This is a genomic window from Acinetobacter sp. A47 (assembly GCF_000805455.1).
Taxonomy (GTDB): Bacteria; Pseudomonadota; Gammaproteobacteria; order Pseudomonadales; family Moraxellaceae; genus Acinetobacter.
In genome coordinates this window covers 147,346-164,146 of the sequence record NZ_JSUS01000009.1, presented here as the reverse complement: position 1 = coordinate 164,146, position 16,801 = coordinate 147,346, and the positions used below count along the sequence as shown (strand labels likewise).

The following is a 16,801-nucleotide window of genomic DNA, read 5'->3' as shown; positions in this document are numbered from 1 at the left end:
TAAAAAAGCCGTTTCAATGAAACGGCTTTTTTGCATTAACGGCTTGGCTTAACGAGCCAGCTTTGCCAAGAGTTCATCTTTATTCAGATTACTTGCTTCAGCATCGCGACGGCCCTTGTACTCGAAAGTACCGGCATCGAGACCTTTTTCACCAATCACGATACGATGTGGAATTCCCATCAGTTCGAGATCAGAGAATTTTACCCCCGGACGTTCATTACGGTCGTCGAGCAGTACGTCATAACCTTGTGCCTGTAACTCTGCATACAGGGCTTCAGCTGCTTCAAGTGTACGTGGTGACTTATGCGCATTCATCGGTACAATCGCGACTTCAAATGGCGCAATTGCTTGTGGCCAGATAATGCCCTTGTCATCAAAGTTCTGTTCAATGGCTGCTGCCACCACACGGGTTACACCAATGCCATAACAACCCATGGTCACGGTCAATGGCTTGCCATCTTCACCGAGTACTTTACAGTTGAGAGCTTCTGAATATTTGGTTCCCAGCTGGAAGATATGGCCGACTTCGATCCCGCGTTTGATTTGCAAGGTGCCTTTACCATCTGGAGATGGATCGCCTTCAACCACATTACGCAGGTCGTAAACTTCTGTGTATTTGGCATCACGGTCCCAGTTGACCCCGGTGGCATGTTTGTCCACTTCATTGGCACCAGCTACAAAATCAGACAAGACAGAAGCTGCACGGTCCACAATCACGGTCAGGCCTTTTTCAACCAGACCCTGAGGGCCACAGAAGCCTGCAGTCAAGCCATATTGCTGTAACTGTGCTTCAGTTGCAAAAGTTAAAGGTGCTGCAATTAACGGATGTTTTTCAGCTTTAATGTCATTCAGCTCATGGTCACCGCGCAAGAACAGGGCAACCACAGGGCTATTACCTTTTTCGTCGGCTGGACCTTGTACCAGTAGGGCTTTGACTGACTGTTTTGCGTCAGCATTCAGGAACTGGCAGACATCTGCAATGGTTTTCTGGTTCGGGGTGTCAACCAGGGTATAGGCTTGGGCCGGTGCTGCACGTTCGCCTACCAGAACGGCTTCTGCCATTTCAACATTGGCTGCATAATCCGATTCGGTCGAGAACGCGATATCATCTTCACCGCTAGCTGCCAGTACATGGAACTCATGTGAAGCTGAACCACCGATTGAACCGGTATCTGCCTGTACCGGACGGAAATCCAGTCCTAGACGGGTAAAGATACGGCTATAGGTGTCATACATCACGTCATAGGTTTCTTGCAATGACGCCTGATCGGTATGGAATGAATATGCATCTTTCATGATGAATTCACGCGAGCGCATTACCCCGAAACGTGGACGAATTTCGTCACGGAACTTGGTCTGGATCTGGTAGAAATTCAGTGGTAACTGTTTATAGCTTTTTAGCTCGTTGCGTGCCAGATCGGTAATCACTTCTTCGTGGGTTGGGCCAAGAACGAACGGATTATCATGGCGATCTTTAAAACGTAACAGCTCCGGGCCGTATTGCTCAAAACGGCCAGACTCTTCCCACAATGCCGCAGGTTGTGTCACCGGCATGAAGACTTCTAATGCACCTGAACGGTTCATTTCTTCACGGACAATGGCATCTACTTTCTTTAAAACGCGCGTTCCCATGGGCAACCAAGAGTATAAGCCAGAAGCGAGTTTACGAATCATCCCCGCACGTAGCATGAGCTGGTGTGAAATGACCTCAGCATCATTTGGGGTTTCTCTTAACGTTGCAAATAAAAAGCGGCTTGCGCGCATGGAAACTGTCCTAAAGTTAAGTGTTATTTAAAAGCTGCCCCAACAAGGAGCAAAAATAATAGGCTCGCTTTGAGCTGCAGGCATTATGACATGAATCATTCAGTTTGGCGCAGTATTAACGCGAGCAATGCAGCGAAATAATCAAAATGTCGGCTCAGTCTGTCTGGTACGGCAAGCTCAATCTGGCATGTATCCCTTGATTTGTCTTGGCCTAGCGCTGTTCTAGCGCTTTGAGCCGGGTAATGATATCGGCATATTCCGTTTCGGTTTTATGATAGGCATTACGTAAGCTTTCAACCGTTTTCTTTATGTTTTCTATATTCTGGCTATTGTTTTCCAGATTGTTTTTTAGCTGGGCAGGTGGCATTTCCCCTTTCCGGTGATATTCCATTTCCTGTCGTTTAAAGCCAATCTTGTCTTTTTGCAGTTGCTGTAATTGTTCCTGCTGGTAATTGAGCTGTTTTTTTAAATTTGCCAGAACCTGATCACGTTTTGCGGTTGCGATCTGTGGATTGCCATAGGCACGTTTCAGTCTCAGGTCCTGTTCACGACGACGGGCAACAGATTCACGTTGCGCTGATTGCTGGATATCGGCGGCGGCATTATAGGCTCGGTTGCGCCTGATCACCTGCATATTGCGGTCAAGGGCTTCATAACCATGACGGATGTGTTCAGGGCTAACCGAGGTACTGACATTGGCCACGCCGTTTTTGTCATAATAGCGATACCAGATGGCCTTGGGCTGTTCCGCTGCCGCCAGACAGGAATGGCTGGTTGCAATCAGGAGGAAAAATGAGCAGATGCAAGTACGGGTAATCGTTGTAAAGTGACCCGCGCGGAAACCGTACTTTAACGAACCAGACATTACATTCCCCGAAAAAAAGTTAAATAAATCACTTATTTTTAAATAATAATCAGTTGTATATTAGAGCTAATTTAAGCATTTAAAAATACTTGCCAAGCAAAAAAATTAGGAATTTAATTAAAAGTGTGAACTGATGAGGATTGTTTAGCAAAACTGATAGTTTGGTTCAAAAAACTTCATTGATAATGCAAGTAAAGATATGTTAAAAATATCAACTGATCTGTATAAAACAAATTAAACCAACCATAATTTGTATTGAGTATTGGGGCAGGACAATAAATGGAAGATAAATTTCAAAATTTGAAGGTGATGGTGATTGACGATTCCAAAACGATTCGTCGTACCGCTGAAACCTTATTGCAACGTGAAGGCTGTGAAGTCATTACGGCGGTTGATGGCTTTGAAGCTTTGTCAAAAATTGCAGAAGCCAATCCTGATATCGTTTTTGTCGACATCATGATGCCTCGATTAGACGGTTACCAGACCTGCGCATTAATTAAGAACTCTCTAAATTACCAGAATATTCCGGTCATTATGTTGTCAAGCAAAGACGGTTTGTTTGACCAGGCGAAAGGCCGTGTTGTTGGTTCTGATGAATATTTAACCAAGCCATTTAGTAAAGATGAGTTGTTAAACGCGATTCGTAACCACGTCAGCGCATAAAATTAAAGATTGAGGGAAAAATGGCTCGTATTCTTATTGTAGATGATTCACCGACTGAAACTTTTCGCTTTAGAGAGATTTTAACAAAACACGGTTATGACGTTCTGGAAGCAACCAATGGTGCTGACGGGGTCACCATGGCACAAGCAGAATTACCTGATCTGGTGTTGATGGATGTGGTCATGCCAGGCATGAATGGCTTTCAGGCGACACGTCAGATCAGTAAGGGCAAAGACACCCAGCATATTCCTGTTGTGATTGTCAGTACCAAAGACCAGGCCACCGACCGGGTATGGGGAAAACGTCAAGGTGCCTGTGATTATCTGACCAAACCGGTTGATGAACAGCAGCTGATTGATGTGATTAAACAATTATTAAGTTGATTTCGCTCAATGTGAGCCTTCTCATTACTCAATACGGGATAGGGTATGGCAGCAAATGGATTTATCGAGTTGCTTCGTTTATCCAAGCGAGGCAATAGACAATATACTTCAACTCAGAATGAAGCTAACCGTTGGTCGGGAATCGCATTTGAGATGTTGGGGCAATATTTTGTTGCGCCATTGGGGGAAATTTCGGAGGTAATCTATCCTCCGAAATATACACCGGTACCGAATACTCAGGCGTGGGTGCGCGGTTTGGCAAATATTCGGGGGAGACTGCTCGCAGTTTCTGATCTGACACATTTTATTTCAGGTCAGAGAAGCCAGTTTTCACCAACGCAAAAAGTGATTTGTATTAGCCATCAAGATCATTATGTGGGGTTGGTCGTTGATCAGGTTTTGGGGATTCAGCACTTCAATAAAAAGAGTTTCTTTTCTCAAAACAATGAACTGGACAATCATTTAAAAGCATATTGTCAGGGTCATTTCCACCAGCATAATCAGCAATGGCATGTATTCTTATTGAGCCGGTTATTAAAAAATCCTCAATACATGAATGCATCAATAAAATTTATAAACTAATTTAATGCGCTACGGAACATAAAGGCGTATTTCGGGGAGAAGCTGATATGGGCTTTAAACTTAAAAAAAAGAATGGTAGTGATAGTGCGGGGCTGAAAAAAGGGGGGGCGTTTCTTGACAATATACGCGCTCAGCTTGACCAGTTTTCCCGTTTATTCGGTGAAAGCGAGAAATCCAAACCGATTATCTATCGTGCTTTAATTGCTTTGGCCCTTGCTGTCATCCTCCTGATTTACCTGTTTGTTAGTGTTCCCCGTTCCAACCAGCTAACCCGTAGTCTGGGCGAGCTACGCCTGTTGTCGCAAACCATTTCGCGTCAGGCAACAGAAGCGACGGCCTCTGGTACTCCAGAAGCCATGAAAAAACTGGTTGAGTCGGAAAAGCAGTTTGCAGAGAACCTTGAAACCGTTGAAAGCGTCTACGGTAAAGGCTCTGATGAATACAAGAAGGTTCATGAACTGTGGAGTAACGTTTCCAAGAATATTGACCTGATTGCTTCACAACAGAAAGTCATTAACCAGCTGTATGATACCAACATCTCGATCAGTGAAACCATTCCGGAAATTCAGGCCGAATACAACCTGATGGTCGACCAGATGGTACGTGAGAACATGCCGAGTAGTCAGGTAATTATCACCAAGAACCAGGTGTTTATTGCAGAACGTATTTTACGTTCAATCAACTCGGTACTGGTGGGTACAGACAATTCCAGCGTGTCTGCAAATGATTTCGGTGCCGATATTGATACCTTTGGTGTGTATTTAAATGCCCAGCTCAATGGCAGTTCCGAACTTGGTGTAGACCGTATCAGTTCACCGGCTTTACGTGAGTCGGTTGACAGCATCAAATCTGACTATGACGCCGTATTGAAATCGGCGGCAGCCACCGTATTGCAAAATGCGAACCAGATCGTACGTGTGCGTCAGGCATCTTCGCAGATTTTCTCGCAATCGGATGCACTGTTAACCTCCTTGAATGACCTGTCCAACAAGGCTGAAGGCGGTTGGGGTAATGTGATTGCCGGTATCGTGCTGATCGGGGCGTTAGGCTTGCTGGTTTTCTCTGCACTACAATTGCTTGCCCTGCGTAGTAATACCGATAAAGAGCGTGTAACCCGCCTGCAAGACGAATATGACCGTAACCAGAATGCGATTTTGCGTTTACTGGATGAAATTGCCGATCTGGCAGATGGTGACTTGCGCTCTTATGCAACGGTATCGGAAGACTTTACCGGTGCCATTGCCGACTCGATCAACTTTGCAATTGATCAGTTACGAGACCTGGTATCACGAATTACCGAAACCTCTCAAGAGGTGGCACGTTATACCCAGGATACCCAGAACATTACCAACCAGCTGGCAGAAGCGTCTGAGCATCAGGCACAGGAGATTGCCGGTGCATCGGCTGCGATGAACGAAATGGCCTTGTCGATTGATCAGGTATCTGCCAACGCCTCCGAGTCTGCAGAAGTGGCACAACGTTCGGTGCAGATTGCGACCAATGGTGCACAGGTGGTAAACCGTTCGATTGAAGGTATGGATCACATTCGTGAGCAGATTCAGGAAACCTCAAAGCGTATTAAACGTTTGGGTGAATCTTCGCAAGAGATTGGTAATATTGTCTCGCTGATTAACGATATTGCCGACCAGACCAACATTCTGGCATTAAATGCCGCCATTCAGGCATCGATGGCTGGTGAGGCGGGTCGTGGTTTTGCCGTGGTTGCCGATGAGGTCCAACGCCTTGCAGAACGTTCTGCATCAGCCACCAAGCAGATTGAAAGTCTGGTGAAAACCATTCAGACAGATACCAACGAAGCGGTTATTTCCATGGAGCAAACCACTTCCGAGGTAGTACGTGGTGCGAATCTGGCCAAAGATGCGGGGATTGCACTGGATGAGATTCAAACGGTATCGGGTGATCTGGCAAAACTGATTGCAAGCATTTCGGATGCTGCAAAACTACAGTCTGCTTCTGCAAGTCATATTGCCACCACGATGAACGTGGTACAGGAAATTACTTCGCAAACGACCACTGCAACGTTTGATACAGCACGCTCGGTATCTGAGCTGGCAAATATGGCTGAATCATTACGTGAATCAGTAACTGACTTCAAGTTACCTGAGTAAACCGAATTGGAAAGACAGATGGGGGTGTCTGTCTTTCCATTTTAGATGTGTTGGATATCTCAACAAGGTGATGGCGAACATGGAACTACATCTTGTGTGATAGATAGACGTAATTTTTACCCACCTTGGTGGATAAAAAACGAAAGAAGCAGCTATGAAACAAATATTAAAAACGTTAGTTGAAACGATGACGCTTCCTGAAGACAGTTATCTTGAACAAGATGCAGAGATTCTTGAAATTTTTATTGAAGAATTGGATGAGATCTTTGTTGAGTTAGAACCATTACTCGTTCAATGGACAGAACAGCCACATCAACAGCATGTGCTTACCGATATTCGCCGTCATTTCCATACCTTGAAAGGCTCGGGACGCATGGTTGGGGCGAAGTCTTCGGGGGAGCTGGCATGGACGGTTGAAGATACCTTGAATCGTGTGATTGCGGGTACGATTACTTTAAATGCTGACATTCAGCGTTATGTACAGACGGTTTTTAATCTTTACCGCTTTAAGCTTGCACATGACTTTAAGGCGGTTCAAGCGCATCAGGTCGATTTCAAGCCACTGGTTTTACTCGGGCAGCAACTACAACAACAGCAAAGTCCTGAACCTGCGCTGGCAGAGCTTTTAAATCTGGCTACCGATCTTGACCATGCACAAGCCTTTACCGGTCTTGAGCCAGGGGACGAAACGCGCGAAACAGAGCCACAGGAACAGCAAACACCGCAAGTTGAGCATGTATCCGAGCTTGCATTGGCCACGCCATTTGAGGACGAGGCGCTGGCCAGAGAAACCCTGGCCATTTTCCAGGAAGAAGCAGAAGAGCATTTGGCGACCATCAGCCAGTTTTTACAAAATGATCGTCCAAGCAATGAGCAGTACAATACCCTGATTCGGGCCTTGCACACCTTGCGTGGCAGCTCGGCCATGGCGCATGTGGATCATGTCTTTGAAGCCAGCTCAAAAGTTGAAAACCTGTTTAAAACCTTATTGCAGGAAGAGCTGGACTCAAGTTCAGATGAAACGGCTTTATTGACCCATTATGCACAGTTTGTCGGTGATTATTTACATACCTTGAAACATGCAGGCACTCAACAGAAGCTCAATGAAATTTATGAGACCTTTAATGTTGCCTGGGAGAGTTATGACTTCCAGCTTGAAGAAAAGCAGGGCGAGGCAATCCGGCCACAAGGGCTGGTTTCCCGGTTAATTGAGCTGGAAATTAACGATTTGCTGGATGTCGAGTTTGATTTTGAAAAACGTGCTCGTCATGAGTTTCCAGCGTATATCCAGCAACTCAGCCAGCAGGCAGAAATCCTGTTACAGCATACACATCATCATGCCACCATTGGCATGTACCAGTACACCAGTCTATTACGTTCCAGCTATCAGGACCTGATTTTTAAACCTGGCTTACTCAATCTTGATTATGCCTTTGAACTGTATCATCAGGTACATCAACAGTTTATCCAGTTGTTTGATACCTTGGCTGCTGGTCAGCGGGTAACCCTGACTAAAGCGCATGAACGTATCTTAAATGAATTAAGTGCATTTACCCAGCAACATGTCGAGACAGTGCCAGAACAGCCAGTGCTTCGCGATACAGTTGCAGAGCCGTTGGCAATTGAGCCGCAGGCCGCTTCTGGTACGGTCATTGATTTGGCTGCCCAGTTTGCACTCGATAAGCAACAGTTAAATTCTGATCAGGCAAACCGTAACTTTGATCCGGACTTGCTGGATATTTTCCTCGAAGAGGCCGACGAACTGCTTGCCGGTATTGATACTGATCTAAACACATGGGCGGCTGATCATAACAATGTGGATGCCTTAAAAAACCTGATGCGTTATCTGCACACCTTGAAAGGTGGAGCAAACATGATTCAGGCCACTCATATCGGCCTGATCTCGCATGAGCTGGAAAGCATTTATGAAAAGCTGATCAACCGGCAAATTCAGGTATCCCCGGCACTTGTTGCGGTAATTCGTGCGGTACAGGATGACATTGCCGACCGTATCCAGCGCATTCGTGACCAGCAGGTCGATTATCCTGCGACGCATAGCCTGGCTGTTTTGCATAATCTGGAAAAAACCACGGTTACTACGACGCAGGCAGCGGTTACTGATACGCCACAGCCGCAGTTTGAAACAATTGAAGCAGAGACCCATGAGCATGCTGTTGAGGCAAGTCTTGCAGGCAGTTCTACTCAGGCCGCTGCAGCAGCCGATGTAACTGCATTGGCAGCACAGCTTGCCCTGGATAAACAGCAGCTCCAGTCAGCCGAGTCAAACCGCAACTTCGATCCGGACTTGCTGGATATCTTCCTTGAAGAAGCAGATGAGCTGCTGGCCGGAATTGACGCTGATCTGAACAGCTGGACAGCAGAGCAGCAAAATCTCGATGCTTTGAAAAACCTGATGCGTTATTTGCATACCCTGAAAGGGGGAGCAAACATGATTCAGGCCCGTCATATCGGTCTGATTGCGCATGAGCTGGAAAGCATTTATGAAAAACTGATCAATCAGCAACTACAGGCTACGCCTCAATTGACGGCCCTGATTCGTCTGGTTCAGGATGATATTGCTGACCGGATTCAAACCATCCGGGATCAGCAGACCGATTATCCGTCAACGCATGTGGTTCAACTGCTGCAAAATGCGGAACAGTCGGTTCAGGCAGATAAAAATGATGTCGAGCTTGTGGCGGTTGAGCCACTCACAAGAATAGAGGCGATTTCAGCCGAGCCACAGCCATCATCTTCTGATCGGGTTGAGGTACAGCCTGAAAATGATGAACCTGTAATAGAGGCTGAACAGGAGCTGAGCATTGTTGCTGCAGAACCTGAAGCCGTTGCAGAACCTGTCAATGAAATTGTAGAGGCTAACCGTGAAGATGATGTCCGCTCACTGGTTGAACAGACGTTCCTTGAAGAAGCCGAAGAGTTGCTGGAGCAGGCACAAGGTCTATTGCAACAGTGGTTTGAGCAACGCGGCAACCGGAGTGTGCTGTTACAGCTACAACGTAATGCCCACAGTCTAAAAGGTGGCGCACGCATGGCCGAAATGGATGCCATTGCCGTGATCGCCTATCATCTGGAAAATGCATTTGAGCAGTTTGGTCTGCATCATTTCAGTTCCAATGTGTATGACAACCTGCTCAATACTGCATTGGCATGGTTGCATGAGGCTATCTTTAAACGTCAATACGCCAACTTTGACGGGTTGAAACAAAGTCTGGAAAAGATGGAGTTTGTGGATGTTTCAGCACAGTTGCCTCAGAAACTGTCTGCCAAAGATATGTTTACACCTGAATATACCATGGAGTTTGTTCAGGGCGACGGAACCGAGCCACCGTCCATGCTGGGTGAATGGGAAACCACAGAGCGTATCGAACAGAACAACGAGATGATCCGTGTCTCTGCAGATGTCATTGAGAAGATGATTGATCTGTCTGGCGAAAACGCGATTAACCGTTCGCGTATCGAGATGGATCTGGGGCAACTCGGCGGTACGCTGACAGAAATGGAACTGGCGATCAAGCGTCTGGCGGATCAGTTGCGTCGAATGGAAGGTGAGCTTGAAAGCCAGATCATTGCACGGCATGGCGGGGATGAAGGACGCTATGCCGACTTTGACCCGTTAGAGATGGACCAGTATTCATCGCTGAACCAGCTGTCCAAATCACTTGCCGAATCGGCTTCGGATCTGGTCGACTTCAAGACCACATTATCTGAAAAAATCCGTGATACGGAAGGCTTGTTACTCCAGCAATCCCGTATTCAGGCTGAAATTCAAGAAAGCTTAATGCGTACCCGTCTGGTGCCATTTTCACGCCTGTTACCGCGTTTGCAGCGTATCGTACGCCAGACCGCTTCAGCATTGAACCGTCCAACAGAATTGGTGGTCAACAATACTGAAGGGGAATTGGACCGCAGTATTCTGGAACGTCTGGTGGCACCTTTTGAACACATGCTGCGTAATGCGATTGACCATGGCATTGAAGACCGTGAGCAACGTTTACAGGCCAATAAACCTGAAACCGGGCATATTGTGCTGAATATTGGCCGCCAAGGCACCGATGTGGTGGTGACCTTCAGTGATGATGGTAAAGGGATTGATGTTAACCGCATTAAAGAAAAAGCACTGCAAACCGGTCTGATGACCCAGGAGCAGAAACTGGGGCCGGAAGAGATTCTACAGTTTATTTTCCATCCCGGTTTTAGTACCGCAGCGCAGGTTACACAAATTTCTGGACGCGGTGTGGGACTGGATGTGGTTCAGAGCGATATCAAGGCTTTGGGCGGTCATGTCAGTGTAGATTCAACCCTCGGTAAGGGAACGACGTTTACCATTCGGGTACCGACTACAGTTGCAGTCAGTGATGCCCTGATGGTGAAGGCGGGCGACCAGCAGTTTGCTTTCCCGTTGGCACAGATCGACCGTATTGTGCGTATTTCACCGCTGGCACTTGAGCAGTATTTCGAGAGTCAGGACGATTACTTTAGCATTGATCAGCAACGCTACCGCTTGCGTTACCTGTCCGAGTTTGTGGCAGGACAACCCATGCCGCGTTTAAGTGGTGTGGTGCATTCGCTGCCTGTGCTGCTGATCAAGGGAGCACAGGGCCAGACCACGGCATTACTGGTGGACCAGCTGATTGGTTCACGGGGACAAATTGTGGTGAAACCGGTCGGACAGCAGTTCTCGAGTATTGGTGTGATTGCAGGCGCCACGATTCTTGGGGATGGTCAGGTCTGTCTGATTCTGGATGGTCAGAATATTGCGCGTCAAGCACAGTCGACTGTGCGTAGCAAGCAGGCCGATGAAACCTATACCAAACAGCGCTATGATGAACGTCGCCTGATCATGATTGTCGATGACTCGGTAACTGTCCGTAAGGTGACTTCTCGTCTGTTAGAGCGTCAGGGATATGATGTTGTCACAGCCAAAGACGGGGTTGATGCGATGGAGCAACTGGAAACCGTGAAACCGGACCTGATGCTGCTCGATATCGAGATGCCGCGTATGGATGGTTTTGAAGTGACCAACCTGGTACGACACCATGAGCTGCATCGGGACTTGCCAATCATCATGATTACCTCGCGTACCGGCGAGAAGCATCGTGAACGTGCATTGTCGCTTGGGGTCAGCCAGTATATGGGTAAACCGTTCCAGGAAGAGGCCCTGCTAGAAAATATTGAAAGTCTACTGGTTACGCGCTAAGAGGTAAAATCAATGGTAAACAAAGGCGCAAACTCGGCGTTGGGACAACTGGACCAGCAGGAGTTACAACATTTAATTACCGTATCAACGGGATTTATTGATGCCTACATGATTGAGTGTCATCAACAGGTTCCCATGCTGCTGCCACAGAACATTGTCCTCTCAGCAATGGATACGCAGACCAATGTGGAACATATTGAATGGCATGACCTTAAACTGCCTGTCTATAAGCTAAATGACCCGGACCGAAAACAGGGGGTTGCACTGGTGGTAGAAGGCGAAGACGTCTCGCAGCGCTTTGCGCTGATTTGCAATGCGATGCCGGAATCAATCCGTTTGCGTATTTCGGAAGTGGTCGATGAAGAGGGGGCCATTGATGATGATAAAATCTTCAAATATGTAAAGATGGGGGACAAACGCTTTTATGTGCCCCATTTACAACATATACAGCAGCAGCTTGGTCTATAACAAAAGGGAACTCAAACGAGTTCCCTGTTTATGGCAGAGTCCTTGAGTTTTAAGCCAGTAACTCAACCAGAATCTGTTCATAGATTTCGGCCAGTGGCTCCAGATCATCGACATTGACATGTTCATTAATCTGGTGAATGGTCGCATTCAATACTCCCAGCTCCAGTACTTGTGCGCCTGTCGGGGCAATGAAACGGCCATCGGAAGTCCCGCCGCTGGTAGACAGAACTGTATCGACACCCGTGACATTCTTGATTGCGGTTTTTGCGGCATTGACCAGCTCGCCAACAGGAGTCAGGAAGGGCAAACCGGACAAGGTCCACTGGATATCATAATTTAGCTGGTGTTTGTCCAGAATTGCCAGTACACGCTGTTGCAGAAGCTCCGCTGTAACTTCGGTAGAGTAACGGAAATTAAAGGTAACTTTCAGTGAGCCCGGGATGACGTTGGTTGCCCCGGTACCAGCCTGAATGTTTGAAATCTGGAAAGAGGTCGCAGGGAAATATTCATTACCCTTGTCCCAAACGGTTTCACATAACTCGCTTAACGCCTTCGATGCCGTATGGATCGGGTTTTCAGCCAGATGAGGATAAGCCACATGGCCCTGTTTACCATGCACGGTCAAAACAGCATTTAACGAACCACGACGACCATTCTTGACAATATCACCGAGCTGATGGGTACTGGATGGTTCACCGACCAGACACCAGTTCATCTTTTCATTGCGCGCTTCCAGTGTTTCAACCACTTTAACGGTACCGTTAATCGATGGGCCTTCTTCATCCGAAGTGATTAAAAAGGCAATGGAGCCTTTATGGTTGGGATGTTTAGCTACAAAACGCTCAGATGCAACTACCATGGCCGCCAGTGCCGTTTTCATATCGGCAGAGCCACGACCATAGAGTTTTCCATCACGGATGCTTGGCAGGAATGGATCTGAATTCCATGCATCCAGATGGCCTGTAGGTACGACATCGGTATGTCCGGCAAAGCAGAAAACCGGACTTTCAGTGCCGCGGCGTGCCCATAGATTATCAACATCTTCAAAACGCATGTTTTCGATATTAAAGCCAATCTTTGCTAAGCGCTCAGCCATAATATTCTGGCAATCATGATCAACAGGCGTAACCGAAGGTTGGCGTAGGAGTTGTAAACTAAGTTCAAGAGTATCGGAATGGTTCATGCGAGATGGGGCTAAATCTGGTGAAATGTGAACCGATATAATAGGGGAATCTGTAGAAGAAAGGTATGTAAAAATAAACCTTATCTAGGTCTAGATAAGGTTTTGCATGCTTGTTCGGTAAAAATTACATTTTATCCTGAGTTCTTTCAGCAGTCTGAGTAACTTTATCACCTGCTTTAGATACATCTTTACCAAAACCCTTAAATGTATTACAGCCTGTGAGAACAAAAGCAGTCATGATCGAAGCAACTAAGATTTTTTTCATCATCTTCTCCGTTTAAATGTAATTATGATGTACTTAAGAGGCTAAAAAAAATACTGGAAAATGAACATAAGGGTTTGATGGTAAATGTGTTATGAAATGTTATCTGGCCAGATAACAAGTCAGTTAAGTTAAACTAAACAAAAGTGAGGGCTGACGGAACATATAAAAACCGGGAGTTTGCGTTTGCTGGTAATAAAGACCATTGGTCCACCAGTGCGCAGGTTGCGATGATGCCTGCATGTCCGGACATAGCCATTCATGACGTTGTAAGCGGTAATAGGGGGCATGCGGGATTGTGGTGCCCCATTGGCCTAGGCGACGTGAACTGTTGACCCAGCAAGGTAAATCCGAGGTCGCATGCTCGCTGGGCAGGTAGAGCTGGCCTTTCATGACGGCAAACTTACGTTGGATTTGATGACCGTTGGCTTCGGTAAACTGGAACTGGCGTTCAGTAAAATGTCTTAATTTGCGCTGCAAGGTATCTGCCCTGTTTAACCCGAACCAGAGCGGTAAATCCAGTTTTCCTTCACCCAGATAATATTTTAAGGCCACCTCCCAATGTTCTACCTGCTGTGTTTCCTGATTCAGCAATACAAAATCCAGTTCACCTAGGGTTCTGGCACCTGCAATTTTCTGGATACTATGGCCAAGTAACTGGTAGGGATGATAGTCATGTTCTAATAACCAGAACCAGAGCAGGTGTTCAAAGCGCAGACCGAGCCGGGTACTTTTCAGCTGAGCCAGAAAATCAATCAGGGGCTGGGGAAAACGGTCAAGTTGTTTTAAGCGTGTTTCATAATGGTGGTAGTGAGTTTGCCAGTGCTGGTCAGGATGGAGCTCAAAATGATTTTTAACAGGCAGATCGTCTGGAATGCGGGCCAGAATATTGGGGCTGGCCAGACTGAAAGCCAGATGCCGGACGATTGGGTGCTCAAACTGTAACCACGGCTCAAAAAGACAAGGGGTGGTAATCATTTTAGACATGAAGTCACTCAATCATTGAAATAATAGGTTAAGTTTAAGAATCTGCAATAAAAACACTTTATACTAGCACGGTTGTAAACAGGTGTTGGTTAATGACTCAATGAAAACTTTATTCTGGCGTAGCCTGGTTGTGATTTTTATTACGTTGGGCATCATTGGGGCAATCTTGCCGGGAATGCCAACCACGGTCTTCCTGATTCTGGCTGCCTGGGCAGCCTCGAAAGGCTGGCCGGAAATGGATGCCTGGTTATTAAACCATCCCAAGTATGGTCCGACCTTACGCAACTGGCGTGAACATGGTACGGTGCCCCGCAAAGCAAAATGGATCGCCAGTATCATGATGCTCATTAGCGGTATCCTGATGCTCTTTACCAATGCGCCGTTTTGGGTGAAAGTCTTTACCGATGTCACCATGTTTATCGTAGCAGTATGGCTGTGGTTACGCCCCGAGCCTGAGCAGCGTTAAGAAAAGCACCGCTTTTTAGCTGCGCAAGACGAGCAGCTATGCTGCGAGTGACGAGTTAAGAAAAGCAACGCTTTGTCCGAGTGCAAGACGAGAACTATGTTCGAGTAAAGACGTTAAGCAAAGCACCGCTCTTGCGGAATATCTTCCTTTTATGCAAGACCTTGCAGCAATAATGTCTCATGCGCCAGTAACTAGCTGTCACGCAGCAAAGCTACTGAAAAATACAAGAAAAAGCACGCCGTCTATGTTGAAATAAAGATGTTCTATCATCTATCGAGATAAAAATGACCCATACCCTTGATCAGGCAGACATCATCATAGACTTGGCACAACAGACCCTGCATTTACCTAAGCACAATAAATTCTATGTCATCTCTTCAGGCAAAAACGGTATTGGTGAACAGGAAAATAGCGGCAAGACCCCAAGAGGCTGGCATCAGGTTGCACAAAAGATTGGTGGCGATGCACCGAAGAACGCCGTATTTATTGCGCGTCAGCCGACAGGTGAAGTCTATGACACGCAATTAGCCCAGCAATTTCCACAGCGCGACTGGATCCTGTCACGGATCTTGTGGCTGGATGGCCTTGAAGAAGGGTTTAATCGTGGGGCAGGGCAAGATACCTTTAAGCGTTATATCTATATTCATGGCACGCCTGACACAGAGCCAATGGGCATTCCGATGTCGCATGGCTGTATCCGGATGAAAAATGATGAAATTATCGAGTTGTTTGAGCTGGTTTCTGAACATGCGCTGGTTTATATCTCTGAGCAGGCCCTGCAAAATTGACCATACAAATGCAAATAAGTGCTTAAATAAAATACGGAAATATCGTTTTTTGCATGGAATCACTTATTTTTTAATCATTCGTACGGTTTTTTCAGAAAAGAATGGCAAAAGCGTTTGACAGGCTGTAAAGATTCTCTATAATGCACCTCACAAACGATGAAGACGTTAAGGGCGCTTAGCTCAGTTGGTAGAGCGTCTGCCTTACAAGCAGAATGTCGGCGGTTCGATCCCGTCAGCGCCCACCAAGCCTTTACGTTAAGACTCAAGTGCAGCGGTAGTTCAGTTGGTTAGAATACCGGCCTGTCACGCCGGGGGTCGCGGGTTCGAGCCCCGTCCGCTGCGCCACTTTAGTTTTAATGAACGTTTGCCATGATTGCAAAATTATCGTGCAGCGGTAGTTCAGTTGGTTAGAATATCGGCCTGTCACGCCGAGGGTCGCGGGTTCGAGCCCCGTCCGCTGCGCCACTTTAAGATTGCAAGACTGGATAGAGTTGAATAGATTAGGTTGACTTCTTTTATATTCAGACAAATCTCTAAGCCAAGCTTTAGGTTTGTTACCTCGCTCAGGGCGCTTAGCTCAGTTGGTAGAGCGTCTGCCTTACAAGCAGAATGTCGGCGGTTCGATCCCGTCAGCGCCCACCATAATTTGTGACATTTACTTTCACACTGGAAGTATAGTAGTGCAGCGGTAGTTCAGTTGGTTAGAATACCGGCCTGTCACGCCGGGGGTCGCGGGTTCGAGCCCCGTCCGCTGCGCCATTCTCTTGATATCAGTTTAAGAGAATGTTAGTTTTAACAAGTATTTTTATACTTGATCTCTGATACGAGATGCCATTAGAAAAATCAAAGATTTTTCTCTTGCGCTCAGACAAAGCTTCGCTTTGTTGATCCTCGCTCAGGGCGCTTAGCTCAGTTGGTAGAGCGTCTGCCTTACAAGCAGAATGTCGGCGGTTCGATCCCGTCAGCGCCCACCATATTTTCTCCCCAGCCTGATATCATTGTAATCCATACCAAGTTATTTTATGATTAGCATCAATATAATG

The 16,801-nt window shown here is 46.7% G+C and carries 13 protein-coding genes and 6 tRNA genes; 14 read left to right on the top strand and 5 right to left on the bottom strand.

The window, feature by feature from the left end; all coding sequences use genetic code 11:
• Positions 1-48: 48 nt before the first annotated feature.
• Positions 49-1,764, bottom strand: coding sequence for a proline--tRNA ligase (locus OC23_RS03645; RefSeq protein ID WP_038342876.1), 1,716 nt, complete (start codon positions 1,762-1,764; stop codon positions 49-51).
• A gap of 211 nt (positions 1,765-1,975) precedes the next feature.
• Positions 1,976-2,629, bottom strand: a complete 654-nt coding sequence (locus OC23_RS03640) for a hypothetical protein (protein WP_038342875.1) — start codon at positions 2,627-2,629, stop codon at positions 1,976-1,978.
• A 279-nt stretch (positions 2,630-2,908) separates the two neighbouring features.
• Between OC23_RS03640 and pilG the strand changes: the two genes are divergently transcribed.
• The 6 genes from pilG to OC23_RS03610 all read left to right on the top strand — a co-directional run bounded on the left by pilG (position 2,909) and on the right by OC23_RS03610 (position 12,072).
• Positions 2,909-3,292 carry a twitching motility response regulator PilG gene (gene pilG, locus OC23_RS03635; protein WP_004652356.1) on the top strand — a complete coding sequence of 128 codons (384 nt, stop codon included), beginning with the start codon at positions 2,909-2,911 and terminating at the stop codon, positions 3,290-3,292.
• A 20-nt stretch (positions 3,293-3,312) separates the two neighbouring features.
• On the top strand, positions 3,313-3,675 hold the full coding sequence (locus OC23_RS03630; RefSeq protein ID WP_038342874.1) for a response regulator: 363 nt from the start codon (positions 3,313-3,315) through the stop codon (positions 3,673-3,675).
• 45 nt (positions 3,676-3,720) lie between these two features.
• Positions 3,721-4,257, top strand: coding sequence for a chemotaxis protein CheW (locus tag OC23_RS03625; RefSeq protein WP_038342873.1), 537 nt, complete (start codon positions 3,721-3,723; stop codon positions 4,255-4,257).
• A 47-nt stretch (positions 4,258-4,304) separates the two neighbouring features.
• Positions 4,305-6,386, top strand: coding sequence for a methyl-accepting chemotaxis protein (locus tag OC23_RS03620; protein WP_038342871.1), 2,082 nt, complete (start codon positions 4,305-4,307; stop codon positions 6,384-6,386).
• Positions 6,387-6,540: 154 nt separating this feature from the next.
• The gene (locus OC23_RS03615; RefSeq protein WP_038342870.1) at positions 6,541-11,604 is read left to right on the top strand and encodes an Hpt domain-containing protein; all 5,064 of its coding nucleotides are present in this window, start codon (positions 6,541-6,543) and stop codon (positions 11,602-11,604) included.
• Positions 11,605-11,616: 12 nt separating this feature from the next.
• A complete protein-coding gene (locus tag OC23_RS03610; RefSeq protein WP_038342868.1) occupies positions 11,617-12,072 on the top strand; it encodes a hypothetical protein in 456 nt (151 codons plus the stop codon).
• 49 nt (positions 12,073-12,121) lie between these two features.
• Here OC23_RS03610 and dapE read toward each other — a convergent pair whose 3' ends face one another.
• The 3 genes from dapE to OC23_RS03595 form a co-directional block, all read right to left on the bottom strand.
• Entirely contained in the window at positions 12,122-13,255 is a 1,134-nt protein-coding gene (dapE, locus tag OC23_RS03605; RefSeq protein ID WP_038342867.1) for a succinyl-diaminopimelate desuccinylase, read from the bottom strand.
• A gap of 124 nt (positions 13,256-13,379) precedes the next feature.
• Positions 13,380-13,523, bottom strand: coding sequence for an entericidin A/B family lipoprotein (locus OC23_RS03600; RefSeq protein ID WP_171194741.1), 144 nt, complete (start codon positions 13,521-13,523; stop codon positions 13,380-13,382).
• 120 nt (positions 13,524-13,643) lie between these two features.
• Entirely contained in the window at positions 13,644-14,504 is an 861-nt protein-coding gene (locus OC23_RS03595; protein ID WP_038342865.1) for a DUF1853 family protein, read from the bottom strand.
• Positions 14,505-14,604: 100 nt separating this feature from the next.
• On the opposite strand from OC23_RS03595, the gene OC23_RS03590 reads away from it, so the two are divergent.
• The 8 genes from OC23_RS03590 to OC23_RS03555 all read left to right on the top strand — a co-directional run bounded on the left by OC23_RS03590 (position 14,605) and on the right by OC23_RS03555 (position 16,732).
• Entirely contained in the window at positions 14,605-14,970 is a 366-nt protein-coding gene (locus OC23_RS03590; protein ID WP_004802942.1) for a YbaN family protein, read from the top strand.
• Positions 14,971-15,254: 284 nt separating this feature from the next.
• Complete coding sequence (elsL, locus tag OC23_RS03585) at positions 15,255-15,758, top strand: cell wall-recycling L,D-carboxypeptidase ElsL (protein WP_038342861.1); 504 nt, start codon at positions 15,255-15,257, stop codon at positions 15,756-15,758.
• A 169-nt stretch (positions 15,759-15,927) separates the two neighbouring features.
• Positions 15,928-16,003 (top strand) — tRNA-Val (locus OC23_RS03580).
• A gap of 23 nt (positions 16,004-16,026) precedes the next feature.
• Positions 16,027-16,103 (top strand) — tRNA-Asp (locus OC23_RS03575).
• Between the two features lie 43 nt (positions 16,104-16,146).
• Positions 16,147-16,223: transfer RNA gene (locus tag OC23_RS03570), tRNA-Asp, on the top strand.
• Positions 16,224-16,324: 101 nt separating this feature from the next.
• A tRNA-Val gene (locus tag OC23_RS03565) sits at positions 16,325-16,400 on the top strand.
• 40 nt (positions 16,401-16,440) lie between these two features.
• Positions 16,441-16,517: transfer RNA gene (locus OC23_RS03560), tRNA-Asp, on the top strand.
• A 139-nt stretch (positions 16,518-16,656) separates the two neighbouring features.
• Positions 16,657-16,732 (top strand) — tRNA-Val (locus tag OC23_RS03555).
• Positions 16,733-16,801: the final 69 nt, after the last annotated feature.

Excerpts from the sequence above, each read along its gene's own strand:
- OC23_RS03645 (WP_038342876.1), bottom strand. The coding sequence starts at position 1,764 with ATGCGCGCAAGCCGCTTTTTATTTGCAACGTTAAGAGAAACCCCAAAT.
- OC23_RS03640 (WP_038342875.1), bottom strand. The coding sequence starts at position 2,629 with ATGTCTGGTTCGTTAAAGTACGGTTTCCGCGCGGGTCACTTTACAACG.
- pilG (WP_004652356.1), top strand. The coding sequence starts at position 2,909 with ATGGAAGATAAATTTCAAAATTTGAAGGTGATGGTGATTGACGATTCC.
- OC23_RS03630 (WP_038342874.1), top strand. The coding sequence starts at position 3,313 with ATGGCTCGTATTCTTATTGTAGATGATTCACCGACTGAAACTTTTCGC.
- OC23_RS03625 (WP_038342873.1), top strand. The coding sequence starts at position 3,721 with ATGGCAGCAAATGGATTTATCGAGTTGCTTCGTTTATCCAAGCGAGGC.
- OC23_RS03620 (WP_038342871.1), top strand. The coding sequence starts at position 4,305 with ATGGGCTTTAAACTTAAAAAAAAGAATGGTAGTGATAGTGCGGGGCTG.
- OC23_RS03615 (WP_038342870.1), top strand. The coding sequence starts at position 6,541 with ATGAAACAAATATTAAAAACGTTAGTTGAAACGATGACGCTTCCTGAA.
- OC23_RS03610 (WP_038342868.1), top strand. The coding sequence starts at position 11,617 with ATGGTAAACAAAGGCGCAAACTCGGCGTTGGGACAACTGGACCAGCAG.
- dapE (WP_038342867.1), bottom strand. The coding sequence starts at position 13,255 with ATGAACCATTCCGATACTCTTGAACTTAGTTTACAACTCCTACGCCAA.
- OC23_RS03600 (WP_171194741.1), bottom strand. The coding sequence starts at position 13,523 with ATGATGAAAAAAATCTTAGTTGCTTCGATCATGACTGCTTTTGTTCTC.
- OC23_RS03595 (WP_038342865.1), bottom strand. The coding sequence starts at position 14,504 with ATGTCTAAAATGATTACCACCCCTTGTCTTTTTGAGCCGTGGTTACAG.
- OC23_RS03590 (WP_004802942.1), top strand. The coding sequence starts at position 14,605 with ATGAAAACTTTATTCTGGCGTAGCCTGGTTGTGATTTTTATTACGTTG.
- elsL (WP_038342861.1), top strand. The coding sequence starts at position 15,255 with ATGACCCATACCCTTGATCAGGCAGACATCATCATAGACTTGGCACAA.